Genomic DNA, 17,594 nt, shown 5'->3' with positions numbered 1-17,594 from the left:
CGCATCTTCACCACTCCCGTGGTCCGATCAGCTCCTCCGGGTCGGCGTCCGGGAAGCCGTAGGCCTGGGCGACGAACCAGAAGGCCTCGCCGATCTCCTCCCGGGCCGTGGTCTCGATCTCGCTGCCTGCCTCCTCGAAGGCCGCCTCCAGCTCGTTGAACTCCTCGGTGGCCGCGTGGGTCAGCGCGTAGAGCGCCGCCACGCCGGCCGGCCGGTCCGCCTCGACGCGGGCACACAGCCGGAGCAGGATCTCGCTGCCCCGGTCCACCACGTGGTCGGGGAAGTAGTCGTCCTCGTACAGACCCCCCAGAAACCGATGTGCGGTCACCCGCTGATGGGTGATCGGCATGACGCCCCCCCTGTCCTCGCTGCCCGGCACCGTCCCCGCCGATCCTGCCGCACCCCACTGACAACGCCCTGGGAGCCGCCCCGTGACCGACGCCCCGTCCGCCTTCGAGCTGCTGCCGGGTGCCCCGCACTCCCCCGTGCTGCTGCACGTGCCGCACTCCTCCCGTGAGATCCCGGCCGACGTCCGTGCCGGCATCGTCCTGTCCGACGCGGGGCTGGAGCGGGAACTGGACCACATGACCGACTCGCACACCGCGGAGATCGCCGGGCGGGCCGCCGAGCTGGCCGGTCTCACGCCCTGGCGGTTCGTGAACCGGGTGTCGCGGCTGGTCGTGGACCCGGAGCGGTTCCCGGACGAGCGCGAGGAGATGACCGCCGTAGGGATGGGCGCCGTGTACACGCGGACGTCGCACCGCGAGGTGCTGCGCCCCGAGGGCACGGACCCCGCGCCGCTGATCGAGCGGTACTTCCGGCCGTACGCGCGGGCGATGACCGAGGCGGTCGCCGGCCGGCTCGCGGCCACCGGCCGGGCCGTGATCATCGACGTGCACTCCTACCCGACCGAGCCGCTCCCCTACGAACTGCACGGTACGGGTCCGCGCCCGCCCGTCTGCCTGGGCACCGACGCCTTCCACACATCTCCCGGGCTGCTCGCCGCGGCCCGGGAGGCGTTCGCCCCGTGCGGGGAGACCGGGCTGGACAGCCCGTTCGGCGGGACGTACGTGCCGCTGGACTTCTACGGGACGCGGGCCGAGGTCGGCGCGCTGATGGTGGAGATCCGCCGGGACACCTACATGACGGAGCCGGGCGGCCCGGCCGGGCCGGGGCTGTCCCGGCTCGCCGAGTCGCTGGCGGCGCTCGTGGACTCCGTGACCGCCTGACCGCCATCCCGCCGGACCGCCGGCCACCGGCTGCAGCACTCCCGCGCGACAGCCGGGCGGGGGCGCGGCGAGGGTGGGGGGGTGACGCAGGAGACCACCACGCTCACCGGCCAGTCGCCGCCCCCGGTGCGGGACTGGCCCGCCCTCGACCTGGACGGCCCGGAGTTCGACCCGGTCCTCGCCGAGCTGATGCGCGAGGGCCCGCTGACCCGCGTCCGGCTCCCGCACGGCGAGGGCTGGTCCTGGCTGGCGACGCGGTACGACGACGTGAAGGCGATCACGAACGATCCGCGCTTCGGACGGGCCGAGGTGACGAAGGGTCAGATCACGCGTCTCGCCCCGCACTTCAAGCCGCGCCCCGGCTCGCTGGCCTTCGCCGACCAGCCCGACCACAACCGGCTGCGGCGCGCGGTCGCGGGCGCGTTCACCGTGGGGGCGACGAAGCGGCTGCGGCCCCGGGCGCAGGAGATCCTCGACGGTCTGGTGGACGGGATCCTCTCCGAGGGGCCGCCGGCCGACCTGGTCGAGCGGGTCCTGGAGCCGTTCCCGATCGCCGTCGTCAGCGAGGTGATGGGCGTGCCGGCCGCAGACCGGGAGCGCGTGCACTCCTGGACCCGGCAGATCATCTCCACCTCCGGCGGCGCCGAGGCCGCCGAGCGGGCGAAGCAGGGCCTGTACGGGTGGATCACCGAGACCGTCCGCGCCCGGGCCGGCAGCGGGGGCACCGACGTGTACTCGATGCTCGGCGCCGCCGTGGGCCGCGGCGAGGTCGGCGAGACGGAGGCCGTCGGGCTCGCGGGGCCGCTGCAGATCGGCGGCGAGGCCGTCACGCACAACGTCGGCCAGATGCTGTACCTGCTGCTCACCCGCCCCGAGCTGATGGCGCGGACGCGGGAGCGGCCCGAGGCGCGCGGCACGGCGCTGGACGCGCTGCTGCGCTGGATCTCGCACCGCACCTCGGTGGGCCTGGCCCGCATCGCCCTGGAGGACGCCGAGGTGCGCGGGACGCGCATCGCCGCCGGTGACCCCGTGTACGTGTCGTACCTGGCCGCCAACCGCGATCCCGACGTCTTCCCCGACCCGGACCGCATCGACCTGGACCGCGACCCCAACCCGCACCTGGCGTACGGCAACGGGCACCACTTCTGCACGGGCGCCGTGCTCGCCCGGATGCAGACCGAGCTGCTGGTCGACACGCTCCTCGACCGGCTGCCGGGGCTGCGGCTCGCGGTCCCGGCCGACCATGTGGCCTGGCGCCGCAGGACCATGATCAGGGGTCCGCGCACGCTGCCCTGCACCTGGTAGCCCCGCACACCCCCCGTCTGGCGGGTGGCACGCGTCAGGCCCGCAGCCACTCCGTCACGACCACCTCACGGCCGGTCCGCAGCCGCAGCGCGAACGGGCCGGCGGGCGGGGCCTCGCCGGTGAACCGGCCCATGTCGTCGGCCGCCAGCCGGGCATGCGCCCGCGGGCCGCTCAGCACCTCGATCCCGGCCGGGCCCGGCGGCAGCAGCTGGCCGATCAGGCCCTGGGCGGTCACCTCGACGTCGACGGTCACCCCGTCCGACTGGAAGGTCAGCATCCGCGGCGGGTCCGTGTCTCCCCTGACGGGGATGCCGTCCACCAGCGAGTCGAAGGTCAGCTCGGCGACGCGGACGTCCAGGTCGCGCAGGGCGAAGGCGTCGACGGCGACCCGCCGCAGCTCGGCCGGGACCGGGTCCAGGATCGCGGCGGCCTGGCGCAGCTCCTCCTCCAGGAGGCCGTGGTACAGCTCCCCGTCGCCCTCGTCGTACTCGTCGCGCTCGTCGCGCCCGTCGTTCAGATCGCTCATTTCGTCCCCCGTGCCTCCAGCCGGGCCCGCAGCCGGCGCAGACAGCGCTGGCGCATCGGCCCGATGCTGCCCACCGCGATACCGAGCGCGGCGGACACCTCCTGATAACTGGGCGGTGGCGAGGAGATCAGCACCCGCAGCAACTGGCGGCACCGCTCGCCCAGTTCCTCGAACTCCTGCCACAGCAGCCGTACGCGCTCGGTCTGCGCGGCGGCCTCCTCGGAGTCGAGCACCGACTCCTCCGGCGTGCGGTCCTCGCTCGGCCGGTCGAGCAGCTGCGGATCGTCGGTCGGCGTCCACCGCCTGGAGGCCTTGAGCAGCTTCAGGCACTCGTGCCGTGCCGTGCTCGCCAGCCAGGAGCCGGACTTCTCCGGTTCCCGGATCCGGCCCAGATGCTGGGCGAAGCGGAACCAGGCGGTCTGGTACACCTCGTGCGCGTCGGCGTCGGACAGCCCGTGCGACCTGGCCACGGACCAGACCAGCGGGCCGAGCCCGTCCACCAGTGACTTCCAGGCCGCCGCGTCCCCGTCGGCCGCCGACTGGACGAGCGCCCCGACATCTGCACGGTCCACGGTCCCACCCCTCGTGTACGACCTGCCATCGTACGCCGTGGAGTGGAGGGTTCCGACCGACAGCAGGCCGTTCACGACCCGCCCGCCGACGGGTCGACGGAGACCGGGCGCCAGGTGGGCGGCAGCAGCGCGGGCACGTGCGCCCCGCGCACCTCCGCGTACTCGGTGTTGGCCGCGAGCAGTTGCCGGCTCGCCGCGCGCGGGTCGGTCTCCTTGTGCGCCGTCATGTGGGAGGCGACCAGCCCCGCGACCACGGGGGTGGCGAAGGAGGTGCCGCTCCACTGCGCGTGCCCCTCGAACATCACCTGGTCCGGCTTGGCGGGCGCCTCGCCCGGCTCGCTCAGCACCCCGTTGTGCCGGGGGTACTGGCAGGTGCAGGCGTAGCCGAAACCGAACCGGCAGGCGTCGTAGGTGGAGTGCTGGTAGACGTACGGCACGGGTGTCCCGAAGCCGGTGAGGGCGCTGGTGAGGCGCTCGCCGGGGGCGTAGGCCCGCACCCAGCCGCCGTGGTTGCTGAAGCAGGCGCCGAACTCTCCGTCGGAGCGCAGCGCCCCGATCGACAGCACCGAGTCCTCCCAGCCGGGCAGGGTGGCGTAGGCGGCGGGCCAGAAGGGCGTGGCGCTGGCGTTGTTGCCCGCGGCGGCGACCAGCAGGGTGCGCCGGCCGCGGAGTTCCTCCATGAAGGCGTGCACGCCGAGCAGGCCGTCGGTGCGGCCGTTGGAGGTGCCGGCGGAGAGGCTGAGGATCTCGGGCCAGCCGCTGCGGTCGACGGCCTCGAAGAGCTTCTCGCCCAGCTCGGACTCCAGGATCGCGCCCGCGTCGTTGAGGGTGTTGCGGACGGTCACCTCGGTGTTGGGCGCGACGGCGGCGACCAGCCCGGCGATGAACGTGCCGTGCCCGACGTACTGGCACAGGACGCCGTCGTCGCCGCACTCCCTGATCTGGGCGTCGCCCTCGGTGTGGGCCAGCAGCGGGTAGGACCGGTAGTCGTGCATGAGGCCGGTGTCGATGACGAGGACGCCGACGGCGGTCGCGGCGTCGTACGGCGTGGCGTCGGCGGCCGGGTTGGGCGGCTCGCTCAGCGGGACGGGCACGGGCTCGTCACCGGGGCAGGCGTTGACGGCGATGGAGACGACGTGGTTGCGGCTGATCAGCCGGCGGCCCGCGCGGCCCTCCATCGTCCTGAGGGAGCGCAGGGCATGGGCGACGGTGGGGTCGCCGCCGCCGTCGCCCTGGCCGGGGTCGGCGACCTGGATGCGGGTGATGCCGGTGCGGTTGGTCTCGGGGCTCGCCCGGCGCACGTGGTCCGGTGTCAGCCCGGCCATGGTGGTGAAGTGGTCGCGCACGGTGTCCTCGACGAGGCGCGCCTCCTCGCCGTCGCGGGCGAGGACGACGCCCTTCTCGTAGAGGAACTCGGCGGAGTCGTCCGGTCCCATCGCCAGCGGGACGTCCGGCATCGAGCGCTGGATCTGGTCGAACTGCTCGCGGAATCGCTGTGGTGCCATGCTTGTCCTCCGCTGGATCGGTGGCGGTGACGACGTTCGGGGCCGCGGTCGTGACCGCGAACGTGACCACGGTGGTGGCAGCGGTCGTCAATCAGAGTCCCGGGGCGGCCGATTGATACAGACTCGAACCTGTGTGGCGTGGTTCCGGAGCACTACCATCCGTGGGGTGACAGCGCGAAACGACCCGGTTCTGGAACTGCTGCCGATGGTGTTCGCCGCCCCGGGCGAAGCGCTGACGCGGGCTCAGGAGGTGCTGGGCGCCGATCCCTCGCCGCTGCACGCCTCGGTCGCCCATCAGGTGATCGGCATCTGGCAGCGGGACTTCGGCGACACCCGGCGGGCGCTGGCCCATCTGCGGCGCGCCCGCGACCTCGCCGCCCGCGCGGAGTCGGCCGAGCGGGAGGCGGACGTCCTGGCCACGCTCGGGGTCGCGCTGGTGCACGCCGGACGCACCCGGGCGGGGCTGGCCGCGTTCGAGCGGGGTGTGGCGCGCGGGAGCGGTCACACGCGCGCGCGGGTGCTGTACCGACGGGCGTACGTGTGGTGGGTGCTCGGCCGGCACGGTGCGGCGCTGGAGGACGTACGGCGGGCGATCCCGGTGCTGCGGCAGGCCGACGACGTGATCTGGACGGCGCGGGCACTGACGCTGCGGGCGACCGTGCACCTGGCGCAGGGCTCGGTGGAGCGGGCCAACGCCGACTTCACGGCGGCGGAGGCGCTGTGGGACACCACGGGCCAGGAGCACGACAAGGCCGACGCGGTGGAGAGCCGGGGCCTCGCGGCGTTCCGCGCCGGTGACGTGCCCGCGGCGCTGCGGTTGCTGGACGAGGCGGAGGAGCGGTACGCGAAGCTGGGGACGCCGACGTTCATGCTCACCATCCGGCGCTGCGAGGTGCTGATGGCGGCGGGGCTGGCCACCGAGGCGCTGGCGGAGGCGGACGGGGCGATCGCGGCGCTGGACGGGATCGGCGGGCAGTCCACCCGCAAGGCGGAGCTGCTGCTGGTGGCCGCGCGGGCGGCCCGGCTGGCGGACGAGCCGCAGACCGCGCTCGCGCGCGCGGCCGTCGCGGTGCGGCTGTTCGCCGGGCAGCGGCGTACCTGGTACGAGACGCATGCCCGGCTGGTGCTGATCGAGGCGCGGGTCGCCACGGGGCGCGGGTCGGGCCGGCTGGTCGCGGACGCGGCGGCGGTGGCGGAGCGGCTGGCGGCCTTCGGTGCGCCCGCCGCGCCGGAGGCTTCGCTGCTCGCGGGCCGGATCGCGCTGGACCTCGGCTGGACGGCGGACGCGGAACGGCATCTGGCGGTGGCCGCGCGCAGCCGGCACAGCGGGCCGCCGCTGGCGCGGATGACGGGCTGGGCGGCGCAGGCGCTGCGGGCGCGGGCGGCGGGGTCGCCGCGGGGCGTCCTGGAGGCCTGCCGGCGCGGTCTGGGCGTCCTCGACGACCACCGGATGACGCTGGGCGCCTCGGAACTGCGGGCCCGGGCCACCGCGCAGGGCGCGGAGCTGGCGGCGCTGGCCCAGCGGGCCTCGCTGGTCTCGGGCGGGCCGCGGCGGCTGCTGGGCTGGAGCGAGCGCTGGCGGGCGACGGTGCTGTCGGCGCCGCCGACCCGGCCGCCGGCCGACCCGGTGCTGCTGACCGCCATGACGGCGTTCCGGGAACTCGCCGCCCGCGCGGAGGAGGCCCGCACCGACGGCGGCCGGCCCGCTCCCGCCCTGGAGCGCGAACAGCGGCGCCTGGAGCGGGAGATCCGCTCCCGCACCCTGCACATGCGGGGCGAGGCGCCCGGCGACGGCGACCGGTTCGACGTGGCGCGGCTGCTGCGGCGGCTGGGCGACGAGACGCGGCTGGTCGAGCTGGCGGTGCTCGACGGCCGGGTGCACGTGCTGCTGTGCGGACAGGGGCGGGTACGGCGGTTCGAGGCCGGGCTGCTGGCCGAGGCGGAGGTCGAGGCCGAGCACGTGCAGGCCGGACTGCGGCGGCTGGCCCACCCGGGTGCCGAGGCGCGGCTGCCGCTGGTGGAGGCGGCCGGTGCCCGGCTCCAGCACCTTCTGCTGGGACCCGCCGCGGCCCACCTCGGCTCCGGTCCGGTCGTCGTGGTCCCGCCGGGCCGGCTGCACCGGGTGCCGTGGGCCCTGATGCCCGCCCTGCGCGAGAGGGTGCTGAGCGTGTCGCCGTCGGCGAGCAGCTGGCTGCGCGCGAGGGACACCGCTCCCCCGCCCGGCGGCCGCCAGGTCCTGGTCCGCGGCCCCGGCCTGGCGAGCGGCGGCGCCGAGGTCCCCGAACTCTCCGAGCGCTACGCCGGCCGACGGTCACCGGGAGGAGCCGGCCCGGGGACATCGCCGCCGCACGGCGGGCCGGGCCGCGGGGCCGGTACGGGGCCCGGCGGCGGGCGGCGCGGGCTTGCGGACGTGCCGGGGGGTGGCGCCGCCGCGCGGGGCGCGACCGTCGTGCTGGAGGGCGACGACGCGCGGGTGCCGCGGGTCCTCCGGGATCTGGACGGTGCGGCCCTGGCGCACATCGCGGCGCACGGGACCTTCCGCGCGGACAGCCCTTTGTTCTCGTCGCTGCGGATGGCGGACGGGCCGCTCATCGTGCACGACTTCGAGCGGCTCGACCGCAGCCCGTACCGGATCATCCTGCCCTGCTGCGACACCGCACGCTTCGCGTCGGTCGGCGCCGACGAGCTGCTGGGCCTGGTCACCGCGCTGCTGCCGCTGGGCACGGCCGGGGTGGTGGCGTGCACCGCGCCGGTCAACGACGCCGCGGTGGTGCCGCTGATGCTCGCGCTGCACAAGGGGCTGGACGCGGGCCTGTCCCTGGCGGAGGCGCTGCGCGACGCGCGGGCCGCGCTGCCGGGCGACGCGGTGCACCAGGCGACGGGGTGGGCCTTCTCGGCGTTCGGCGCGGCCTGAGTGCCCGGTACCCGGTACCCGGCCGCCGGATCAGGCGGGTTGGGCCTCGGGCAGTTCCACGAGCCAGGGCAGGGCGTCGCGGTCGCCCGCGCCGAGGCGGGTGTAGGCGCCGTAGAGGTGGTTGCCGACGGTGCGGACGGACAGGGTCAGCCGCTCCGCGATCTGCCGGTTGCTCAGGCCCGCGGCGGCGAGCGTGACGACCTGCCGCTGCCGGGCGGTGAGTTCGCCGAGCACCAGGCCGGACAGCGCGGGGGTGCGGGCGCCCGGGCAGCGCCGGGCGAGGGCCGCGGCACGGGTCCGGGCGGTGCGCGCGGCCCGCGGGTCGCGGTGGACGCCTACGGCCTGGGCGCTCGCCTCGGCCGCGAACAGCAGGAATCCGCGCCGCTCCAACTCCTCGGCGACCCGGTCGAGTGCCGGTCCGTCCCCGCGCGCGAGGGCGTCGGCGTGCGCGGCGAAGACGCCGGTCAGCCGGCCCGTCGCCCGCTCCGGTGCGCCGAGCCGGACGGCGTCGTACGGGTCGCCCCGGCCGGCCGTGCGGACCGCCTCGTCGAGGTCGCCGCGCGCGGCGGCGGACCAGGTGACGGCGGCCTCCCCCTCGACGACCGGCGCCCCGTCGCCCGACTGCGCGGTGGCCAGGGCGAGTTCGGTGCGGCAGTCCGGATCGTCGTGGTGGGTCCGCAGGCCCTCGCGGGCCCAGGCCGCGGCCTCGCGCAGTCGTCCGCGCAGCCGTGCGAACCGGGCCCGCAGTGCCGCGTAGCGGCTCGGCAGCGGCGCTCCCTCGGCGACCAGCCACTCCCCCACGGGCGCCTCGATCGCCCGTACGTCGGCCTGCTCGATGCGCAGGGCGAGCGCGGCCCGCTCCGCCTCCAGGGCGGGGCCGGTCCGGTCCGGGGTGCGGGCCAGCCGCCGGGCCCGCAGCCCGCCCGCGGCGGCGCGCAGCACCGGGCCGTGCAGGGGGTGCGCGAGCCGGGTGGCGCCGTGGTCGTCGACGGTGACCAGTCCCTCGGCCTCCAGATTCTCCAGGACCCCTACGTCCAGGGCGTCGCGGTCCAGGTCCAGGGGCAGGGGCTCGGCGAAGGCGAGGCGTTCGAGGGTCTCCCGCTCCACGGTGCGGGTGCGGTCGAGGACGTGGGCGGCGCGCTCGCGGACTGCCGGGGTGATCGGCACCGGTCCCCGCCACGCCCGCTGGTCCGTGCCCGGCACCCGCACCAGCCGGCCCCCCTCGCGCACGGCGGTCACCAGGTCACGCAGCAGCCGCAGGTCGCCGCGGCCCAGTCGGTGCAGCCGGTCGACGGTGAGCGGCTCCAGGGCGGTGTCCGTGCCGGCCGTGAGCAGTTCCGCGGTCTCCTCGCGGGGCAGCGGTTCCAGGGCGAGGCGCGGCAGCAGCTCACCGGACCACAGCCGGTAGACCGCGCCCGGCACCGCGGCGCCGTCGGTGGCGACGACCAGGAGGCGGGTGCGGCCGTGCACGGCGAGCTGGTGCACGAGGGCGGCGGAGGCGCCGTCGAGCAGGTGGGCGTCGTCGACCAGCAGCAGCCGGACGCCGGACAGGAGTTGTACCGCGCGGTGCAGGGTGACCGGCTCGGGCAGCAGGTGGGCGAAGGCGGCGAAGGGGATGTCCCGGGTCTCGGGCGTCCCGGCGGCCCGGACGCAGTCGGTGCCGCGCACGGCCTCCGTCACGAGCCTGGTCTTGCCCGCGCCCGCCGGGCCCGTCACCACGAGGCCACCCCGTCCGGCCGCCACGGACCTGCGCACCAGCTCCAGTTCGTCCGCCCGGCCGGTGAACGGCCAGGGCGTCTCCAGCCTCTTCGCGTCCCGCAGAGAAGTCGTCACGGCAACATGAGTCGGCATACTCACCCCTGATACAGGGGGACTTGAGTACCCCCCGACTCAGGCGCCGGGACCGGGACGGACGGCACCCTGATGACCATGACCGCACGCTACTGCTCGCTCGCGCAGCAGCCTGCCCCCGTGCTCGCACCGGGGCTGGCCGCCGAGCGCGTCGCCGCGCTCGTCGGCGGGCAGCGGATGTGGGTCAACGGAACCGTGCTGCACTACTGCTTCCTCGGTGGCGACACCGACACCTCGGTGGTCCCGATGCCGGGCACCGGGCGGCCCCGGCGGGGGTCCTGGGTGGGGACCGAGGAGCAGCGGGACGTGGTGCGCGACTGCTTCCGGGAGTGGCGGGACCTCGGCATCGGGCTCGACCTCGAAGAGGTCCGCGACCGGTCGGAGGCGGAGCTGCGCATCGGCTTCCAGCCCGGCGACGGCTCCTGGTCCGCGGTGGGCAAGGACGCGCTCCGGGTCGGTCTCAACGACCGTACGATGAACTTCGGCTGGGACCTGACCGCACCGGGTGAGCGGGCGACCGCCCTGCACCAGATCGGGCACGCGCTCGGCATGCTGCACGAGCACCAGAGCCCGTTCGCGGGGATCCTCTGGGACGACGAGGCCGTCTACGCCGAGCTGGCGGGCCCGCCCAACCACTGGAGCCGGGAGCGGACCTTCCACAACATCCTGCGCACGCTCGACGGCGACGAGGCCAACGGCCCGGTCTGGGACCCGCAGTCGATCATGGAGTACCCGTTCCCCTCGGGGCTGATACTGGAGCCCGAGCACTACCGCTCCGGCCTGCACCCGCCCGGTACCCTCTCCGCCGCCGACAAGGAGTTCGCCCTGCGCTGGTACCCGCCCACCGGCCGGCCCGGTCCGCTGGTGCCGTTCCGCTCGGTGCCGTTGGGTCTCGGGCCGGGCGAGCAGGCCGACTTCCGTGTGGACCCGCCGGAGACCCGCGAGTACACGGTGGGCACCTTCGGTGACAGTGACGCCGTCGTCGTGGTCTTCGAGGAGCGGGACGGCGTGCCCCGCTACTTCGCCGGACAGGACGACGGGGGCACCCCCCGCAACGCCACGATCAGGGCCCGTTTCGTCAAGGGCCGCCGCTATGTCGTCCGGGTGCGTCTGTACTCCTCGTGGGGTGCGGGCGAGACGGCGGTCATGTACTGGTGACCGCGCGGCTCACGAGCACCCGGGCGCCGTGGCCACGGACCGGCGCCGGGGGCCGGCCGCGGCGCGCCGCCTTCGGGGGAGGGCGACGCGCCGCGGCACACGCCGTGTCCGCCGCTGGGGGGCGGCGGACACGGCGACTTCCCGGTGTTCCCTCGCGTCAGGCGGTCCCGCCCGCGAGGGGGCGGCCGAAGGCCGGGTGAACGGTCAGGCGCCGGAGGTGGGACCACAGGGCGGGGTGGTCGTGCGCGCGTCGCGGGGTGTCGCGTCGGCCGAGGGCCGCCCACACCTCGACGTCGGCGGCGGTGAGCCGGTCGCCCACCACGTGGGAGTGCGCGGTCAGACGCCGCTCCAGCAGGTCCAGCACGCCGGGCAGCGCCGCGGGGTCGGCGGCCCGGGCGCAGAGTTCCTCCACGGCGGCGATCTCCGCCTCCGCACCGCGGGGATACAGCGCCGGACCGGCGGCGGGGGTGAAGGACCGGGCGAGGTCGCGCATGATGTCGCGCGCGTGCGTGCTCACGATCCGGCCCGACCAGCCGTCGCTGAGCACCGGCGCGACGGCCGGGCCCCGGTAGTGGTGGGCGCTCGCCTCGTACAGCGGCCGCAGGGCGGCGTATCCGCCGTCGGGGCAGTCGGGGCGCGGGGGCAGGAGGGTCACCGGACAGATCTGGTCGAGGCCGAGGAGGCGGTGCACGACGGCGATGCCCAGACAGTCGTCGTGGCCGGGCGCGAGGTGGAGGCGGTAGCGGCGCGGCACGGCGTAGTGGCCGCTGCTCGGGTCGCGGCCGATCCGGCCGCGGAAGGCGGGGGCAGGGACGAGCGGTGTGACGGTCATGGTTCTCCCCGGAGTTTCCCTACCTAATCACTAGGATTGCTGGGGAAGTGTCGACCGGTGCCGAGGACGCGTCAAGAGGGTGTCCGCCCACCAAGAAACCGCCAGGACGGGGCACCACGAGAAAAGGGCCCCCGCGAGCTTCCGCTCGCGAAGACCCTTCACCACCGTCGGGACGACAGGATTTGAACCTGCGACCCCTTGACCCCCAGTCAAGTGCGCTACCAAGCTGCGCCACGTCCCGGTGTGCGATCCGCGTTTTCCGTGATCGCGCTGGTCAAGCCTACCCCATCCGCGCGGTGGGACGGGGGCCGCCCAGGCCCTGTTCGGCGGGTGCCCGGCGGGCGAGCGCCTTTCGGCACGGGACCGGATGGGATGATCACATCGCGAGACGCCTTTGCGTCACCCCGCCCACCAGGCGTTGTCTCGCACGGTGCGAACCGAAAGAACCGCAAACAGCGAACGCGACGAACACCTCGGTGACGACGTCACCGGCGACCGCTCCGCGCGGCGGGCCGTGACCGTCTTCCCGGTCCTCGTCCTCCTGGCCGGCGCCCTCGGCCTGCTGCTCCCCGGGAGTTTCACCGGGTGGAGCGAGGCGGTGCCCTACCTGCTGGGTGTCGTGATGTTCTGCATGGGCATCACCATGACCCCGGAGGACTTCCGCGGAGTCGTGAAGCGGCCCTGGGCGGTGGCGCTCGGGCTCGCCGCGCACTACGTCATCATGCCGGGGCTCGGCTGGGCGATCGCCCACCTGCTCGACCTGCCGCCGCAGCTCGCCGCCGGCGTCATCCTGGTGGGCTGCGCGCCCAGCGGTACGGCCTCCAACGTGGTGACCTACCTGGCCCGCGGCGACGTCGCCCTGTCCGTCTCCGTCGCGACCGTGTCCACGCTGGTCGCCCCGCTGGTCACCCCGCCGCTGACCCTGCTGCTGGCCGGCGAGTACCTCCCGGTGGACGCCGGGTCCATGGTCACCGACATCCTCAAGACGGTGCTGCTGCCGGTCCTCGCGGGCGTCGTCGTACGTCTGCTCGCCGGACGGTACGTGCAGCGGGCGCTGCCGGCGCTGCCCTGGCTGTCCGCGCTGACGATCTCCGTGATCGTGGCGGTCGTCGTGGCGGGCAGCGCGGACGCCATCAAGTCGGCCGCGGGTCTGGTGTTCGTCGCCGTCGTCCTGCACAACGGGCTCGGTCTGGCCCTCGGCTACGGCGCGGGGCGCCTCGGGCGGCTGGGCGAGCCGGGCAGCCGCGCCATGGCCTTCGAGGTCGGCATGCAGAACTCCGGCCTCGCGGCGTCGCTGGCCACCGCCCATTTCAGTCCCCTGGCCGCGTTGCCGGCGGCGGTCTTCTCCGTCTGGCACAACGTGTCCGGTGCGGTGGTCGCCGCGTGGATGTCGCGGCGGGGGCGGTGACCTGACCTGCGGTCGGCTGAGCGGGGGCGCCATTTCGCCGGGGCCGCTGTCCGGCTGCGGGTGCGTGGTGGCTGGTCGCGCCCGCGCGGCGGAGCCGCACGATGTCACAGCCCCGCGCCCCTTCAGGGCGCTTTCAGTGGGCGGGGATCAGTTTCGTCTCGGTCGGGTCGGTGGCCGTGCTGTTCGCGCCCGCGCGGGCCGCGACGAAGTGTCCGCCTGCCGGGCCGGATGCCCCACACCCTGTCTCCCCCGGCGCCCAGCAGGACCCGGCTAGCGTCGCGGCATGACCCACAGCTTCGTTGTCCACGTGCCCGACGCCCGGCTCGAACCCGAGCCGCTCGCCCCCGAACAGATCGTGTCCGGCACCCCCGAGGTGACCGGCAAGGTGGTCTGGGAGTCGCCGGACGGGCGCCGGGTGCGCGGCGTCTGGCAGATCACCCCGGGCGTGGTCACCGACACCGAGGCGGACGAGGTGTTCGTCGTGCTCAGCGGCTCGGCCACCATCGAGGTGGCGGGCGGTCCGACGCTCACGGTCGGACCGGGCGACCTGGCCGTTCTGCGCGAGGGCGACCGCACGACGTGGACGGTGCACGAGACGCTGCGCAAGGCGTACGCGATCGACCTCGGCCGCCCCTGAGGCCGGTCCCGGATCTCGGGGGTTTGTCCTGTCAAAAGGTTGACATGATGCCGAAGCCCGCCCAGGGTTGCCTGGACAGATCACGCTGGACAGCTCACGGACAGGTCCGAAGAGGGGCTCTCATGGTCGAGGCACTCGGTGTCGCCGTCGTCGGTTTCGGCTGGATGGGCCGGGTGCACACCCAGGCGTACGCCCGGGTCCGCCACCACTATCCGCATCTCGCGCTGCGCCCGGAGTTGGTGACGGTCGCCGAGGAGGTGCCGGGGCGGGCCGAGGAGGCCGCCGCCCAGTTCGGGTTCGCCTCGACGACCCGCGACTGGCGCGAGGTGGCGGCGGACCCGCGGGTGCGCGCGGTCAGCATCACGGCCCCCAACTTCCTGCACCGCGAGATCGCCGTCGCGATGGCCGGGGCGGGCAAGCACATCTGGGTGGAGAAGCCGGTCGGTCTGTCCGCCGCCGACGCGCGGGCGGTGGCGGACGCGGTGGCCGAGGCCGGTGTGCAGGGCACGGTCGGCTTCAACTACCGCAACGCCCCCGCCGTGGAGACCGCTCGCGACCTGATCGCCGCCGGCGAGATCGGCAGCGTCACCCATGCCCGCATCCGCCTCTTCAGTGACTACGCGGCCCACCCGGAAGGCGCGCTGACCTGGCGCTACGAGCGGGAGCGCGGGGGCAGCGGGGTGCTCGGCGACCTGGCCTCGCACGGCGCGGACCTGGCCCGGTTCCTGCTCGGCGACATCGCGTCGCTGACCGCCGACACGGCGGTCTTCCTGCCGGAGCGGGCCCGTCCCGCCGCCGCCACCGCCGGTCACGCGCGTGCCACGGGCGGTGAGTTGGGCCCGGTCGAGAACGAGGACTACGTCAACTGTCTGCTGCGCTTCGCCTCCGGCGCCCGCGGTGTCCTGGAGGCCTGCCGGGTCTCCGTCGGCGAGCAGAACAACTACGGCTTCGAGGTGCACGGCACCAGGGGCGCGGTGTTCTGGGACTTCCGCCGCATGAACGAACTGGGCGTCAGCCGCGGCACGGAGTACCAGGACCAGCCGGTCGGCACGGTGTACGTCGGCCCCGGGCACGGCGAGTTCGCCGCCTTCCAGCCGGGGGCCGCGAACGCCATGGGGTACGACGACCTGAAGGTGGTGGAGGCCCACCGCTTCCTGCGCTCGATCGCGGAGGGCACCCCGTACGGCGCCACCCTGGCGGACGCCGTGCACAGCGCGGCCGTGCTGGAGGCCATGACGCGGTCGGCCCGGAGCGGCACCTGGGTCGGTCCCGAGACGTCCGGGTGACGGCGCCGCGTCTCACCGGGGCGCGGCGTCGAAGGGCGTGTCGGCAGGCATGTTGTGCGGGGTGACGACCTGGATCGCCGACGGCCGCGCCGGACCGGCGGACGGCAGGGCGCCGTGGGCCCGCATCACGTGGCGGCAGGCCTCCCGCAGGTCCTGGCGCAGGTCGTGGTGGAGGACGACGGACAGGCGCCGCTCGCGCAGCAGGCGGGTGTTGTCCTGGTCGAGATCGTGGGCGACGAACACCTCGCAGGGGCGGCCGAGGTCCGCGAAGGCGCGCAGGGTGGCGATGTTGCCGCCGCCCATCGAGTAGACCGCCCGGATCTCCGGGTCGCGTTCCAGCGCGGCCCGCACCAGGTCGTACTGGGTGGCGTCCAGGCCCTGGCCCTCGGCGATCTCGACGAGGGCCCGCTCGGGGTGCCGGGCCCGCATGACGCCGCGGAAGCCCATCTCGCGCTCCTCCTCGTTGCGGAAGAAGCCGCTGCTGAGGCTGGTGAGGACATGGCCGGGGCGGTCGCCGAGCCACTGGCCCATGAGGTAGGCGGCGGTCGCGCCTGCCGCCCGGTCGTCGATGCCGACGTAGGCCACCCGGGGGCTGGTCGGCAGGTCCGTCGCCAGGGTGACGACGGGGACGCCCGCGGCGGTCAGCCGGCTCACCGCGGCGGTCATTTCGGGGACGTCCGGGGCCTTGAGGATCACCCCCTGGGAGCCGCGCCGGGCGATCCGGTCCAGGGTGCGGGTCAGCTCCCCGGCCGGGCCGGTCTCGCGGAAGTGGAAGCGGCAGCGCACCACGGCGGGGTGCAGCGCGGGCAGTTCGGCCTCCAGCGCGGCCCGCACGGCGGTGGAGAAGCGCTCCGGCGCCTGCATCACGATGTCGCACATGAACGTGCGGCCGACCAGCCGGACCTGGGTGCGCTGGCGGTCCAGGTCGGCGATGGCCCGGCGCACCTCGTACGCGGTGCTCTCGCGTACACCGCCGCGGCCGTTGAGCACCCGGTCGACGGTGGCCTCGCTCAAGCCCGCCTGCCGTGCGATCTCCCGGATCGGGAAGGGGTGCCCCATGTGACCGGCTCCTTGGTTTCGTCCGCCCGGCGGTCTTTGAGGGGTTTTTGATGGCCGCCTGCTGGTTGTTCGACGCGTTTGTCAGGACAAGAATGACAGCACCGCGTCGCCCCTGTCAGCGAAAGGACGACGATGTCCGCAGCCCCCGTCCCCGCCCACCGCGCCCAACTGTCCGCACGCGACTGCGATCTCGGCGCCTTCCGCGCGCTCGTCGAGCAGCGGACCGACCCGGCCGCGTACCCGCGCGCCGCCGCGGTGGAGCGGAACGTCCCCGTGTACGACGCCGGGGAACTGCGCGACGACCCTGAGACGGCGGCCGAACTCGTCCACGCCCTCGCCGACGGCCCCGGCATCATCGTCGTCGAGGGTGCCTTCCCGGACCCGGCGGTGGTCGACCGGGCCACCGCCGTGTTCGACGCGCTGATCTCCGAGCAGCGCGCCGCGGGGACCGCCGCCGGTGACCACTTCGCCGCGCCCGGGGCCAACGACCGGGTGTGGAACGCGCTGGAGAAGACGGCCCTGCGCGACCCGGAGGCGTTCGCCGAGTACTACGCCGACGACGCGCTGGCCCTGGTCGCCCGCGCCTGGCTCGGCCCCGGCTACCAGGTCACCTCGCAGATCAACGTGGTCAACCCGGGCGGTGCCGCCCAGACCGTGCACCGCGACTACCACCTGGGCTTCCTCTCGGGCGAGGCCGCCGCCGCGTACCCGGCGCACGTACACCGCCTCTCCCCGGTGCTCACGCTCCAGGGCGCGGTCGCGCACTGCGACATGCCGGTGGAGTCGGGACCCACGATGTACCTGCCGCACTCCCAGAAGTACGAGCCGGGCTACCTGGCCTGGCGGCTGCCGGAGTTCCGGGCCTACTTCGAGGCGCAGCACGTCCAGCTGCCGCTGGCCAAGGGCGACGCGGTGTTCTTCAACCCCGCGCTGTTCCACGCGGCCGGCGCCAACCGCTCCGCGGACATCCGCCGCATGGCCAACCTGCTGCAGATCTCCTCCGCGTTCGGCCGGGCCATGGAGACGGTGGACCGGGAGGCGGTGGTGGACGCCGTCTACCCGGTCCTGCTGAAGCGGAAGGCCGAGGGGGTGGACGGGCGGTGGCTGGAGCAGGTGGTCGCCGCGAGCGCGGAGGGGTACCCCTTCCCCACCAACCTCGACCGCGACCCGCCGGTCGACGGCCTGGCGCCGGACTCCCAGGCGGATCTCGTGCGGCGGGCGCTGCGCGAGGAGTGGACGCCACAGGCGCTGCGCGCGGAACTGCGGGCGGGCCGGGCACGACGAGAGAGCCGGTGAACGGGGGCGTACGGGG

At 74.9% G+C, this 17,594-nt stretch carries 15 protein-coding genes and 1 tRNA gene; 8 read left to right on the top strand and 8 right to left on the bottom strand.

Annotation, left to right across the window (positions count from 1 at the left end; genetic code table 11):
* Positions 1 to 7: 7 nt before the first annotated feature.
* Positions 8 to 349, bottom strand: coding sequence for a DUF5713 family protein (locus ACZ56V_RS19235; protein ID WP_467384310.1), 342 nt, complete (start codon positions 347 to 349; stop codon positions 8 to 10).
* Between the two features lie 82 nt (positions 350 to 431).
* Between ACZ56V_RS19235 and ACZ56V_RS19230 the strand changes: the two genes are divergently transcribed.
* Positions 432 to 1,229, top strand: a complete 798-nt coding sequence (locus ACZ56V_RS19230; RefSeq protein ID WP_468943664.1) for an N-formylglutamate amidohydrolase — start codon at positions 432 to 434, stop codon at positions 1,227 to 1,229.
* Positions 1,230 to 1,310: 81 nt separating this feature from the next.
* Positions 1,311 to 2,534 (top strand): cytochrome P450, encoded by a 1,224-nt coding sequence (locus ACZ56V_RS19225; protein ID WP_468943662.1) that lies wholly within the window; start codon positions 1,311 to 1,313, stop codon positions 2,532 to 2,534.
* Positions 2,535 to 2,568: 34 nt separating this feature from the next.
* Here ACZ56V_RS19225 and ACZ56V_RS19220 read toward each other — a convergent pair whose 3' ends face one another.
* From ACZ56V_RS19220 to ACZ56V_RS19210, 3 genes are all read right to left on the bottom strand, one after another.
* Entirely contained in the window at positions 2,569 to 3,060 is a 492-nt protein-coding gene (locus tag ACZ56V_RS19220; protein WP_468943659.1) for a hypothetical protein, read from the bottom strand.
* The gene (locus ACZ56V_RS19215) at positions 3,057 to 3,632 is read right to left on the bottom strand and encodes an RNA polymerase sigma factor (RefSeq protein ID WP_104632677.1); all 576 of its coding nucleotides are present in this window, start codon (positions 3,630 to 3,632) and stop codon (positions 3,057 to 3,059) included. Before ACZ56V_RS19215 ends, ACZ56V_RS19220 begins: the two co-directional genes overlap by 4 nt.
* Positions 3,633 to 3,703: 71 nt before the next feature.
* Positions 3,704 to 5,137: a S8/S53 family peptidase gene (locus ACZ56V_RS19210; protein ID WP_398916363.1), complete on the bottom strand. Its 1,434-nt coding sequence runs from the start codon at positions 5,135 to 5,137 to the stop codon at positions 3,704 to 3,706.
* Between the two features lie 166 nt (positions 5,138 to 5,303).
* Between ACZ56V_RS19210 and ACZ56V_RS19205 the strand changes: the two genes are divergently transcribed.
* On the top strand, positions 5,304 to 8,051 hold the full coding sequence (locus tag ACZ56V_RS19205) for a CHAT domain-containing protein (protein WP_468943655.1): 2,748 nt from the start codon (positions 5,304 to 5,306) through the stop codon (positions 8,049 to 8,051).
* Positions 8,052 to 8,081: 30 nt separating this feature from the next.
* Here the strand turns inward: ACZ56V_RS19205 and ACZ56V_RS19200 are convergent, their stop codons facing one another.
* On the bottom strand, positions 8,082 to 9,902 hold the full coding sequence (locus ACZ56V_RS19200) for a LuxR family transcriptional regulator AbsR2 (RefSeq protein ID WP_468943652.1): 1,821 nt from the start codon (positions 9,900 to 9,902) through the stop codon (positions 8,082 to 8,084).
* Positions 9,903 to 9,980: 78 nt separating this feature from the next.
* Between ACZ56V_RS19200 and absR1 the strand changes: the two genes are divergently transcribed.
* Positions 9,981 to 11,060 (top strand): beta-glucuronidase AbsR1, encoded by a 1,080-nt coding sequence (gene absR1 / locus ACZ56V_RS19195; RefSeq protein WP_467384318.1) that lies wholly within the window; start codon positions 9,981 to 9,983, stop codon positions 11,058 to 11,060.
* Between the two features lie 157 nt (positions 11,061 to 11,217).
* Here the strand turns inward: absR1 and ACZ56V_RS19190 are convergent, their stop codons facing one another.
* Both ACZ56V_RS19190 and ACZ56V_RS19185 read right to left on the bottom strand, forming a co-directional pair.
* Positions 11,218 to 11,892, bottom strand: a complete 675-nt coding sequence (locus ACZ56V_RS19190) for a glutathione S-transferase C-terminal domain-containing protein (RefSeq protein ID WP_467384319.1) — start codon at positions 11,890 to 11,892, stop codon at positions 11,218 to 11,220.
* 167 nt (positions 11,893 to 12,059) lie between these two features.
* Positions 12,060 to 12,133, bottom strand: a tRNA-Pro gene (locus ACZ56V_RS19185).
* 189 nt (positions 12,134 to 12,322) lie between these two features.
* Here ACZ56V_RS19185 and ACZ56V_RS19180 point away from each other — a divergent pair.
* The 3 genes from ACZ56V_RS19180 to ACZ56V_RS19170 all read left to right on the top strand — a co-directional run bounded on the left by ACZ56V_RS19180 (position 12,323) and on the right by ACZ56V_RS19170 (position 15,223).
* A complete protein-coding gene (locus ACZ56V_RS19180) occupies positions 12,323 to 13,300 on the top strand; it encodes a bile acid:sodium symporter family protein (protein ID WP_398916373.1) in 978 nt (325 codons plus the stop codon).
* 283 nt (positions 13,301 to 13,583) lie between these two features.
* Positions 13,584 to 13,937, top strand: a complete 354-nt coding sequence (locus ACZ56V_RS19175; RefSeq protein WP_468943648.1) for a cupin domain-containing protein — start codon at positions 13,584 to 13,586, stop codon at positions 13,935 to 13,937.
* 122 nt (positions 13,938 to 14,059) lie between these two features.
* Positions 14,060 to 15,223, top strand: a complete 1,164-nt coding sequence (locus ACZ56V_RS19170) for a Gfo/Idh/MocA family protein (protein ID WP_468943646.1) — start codon at positions 14,060 to 14,062, stop codon at positions 15,221 to 15,223.
* Positions 15,224 to 15,235: 12 nt separating this feature from the next.
* Here ACZ56V_RS19170 and ACZ56V_RS19165 read toward each other — a convergent pair whose 3' ends face one another.
* Positions 15,236 to 16,282 (bottom strand): LacI family DNA-binding transcriptional regulator, encoded by a 1,047-nt coding sequence (locus ACZ56V_RS19165; protein WP_468943643.1) that lies wholly within the window; start codon positions 16,280 to 16,282, stop codon positions 15,236 to 15,238.
* Between the two features lie 132 nt (positions 16,283 to 16,414).
* On the opposite strand from ACZ56V_RS19165, the gene ACZ56V_RS19160 reads away from it, so the two are divergent.
* Entirely contained in the window at positions 16,415 to 17,578 is a 1,164-nt protein-coding gene (locus tag ACZ56V_RS19160; protein WP_468943640.1) for a phytanoyl-CoA dioxygenase family protein, read from the top strand.
* Positions 17,579 to 17,594 lie beyond the last annotated feature (16 nt).

Source organism: Streptomyces sp. NPDC034099, from assembly GCF_055575415.1.
This window is presented reverse-complemented; position numbering and strand designations above follow the sequence as displayed.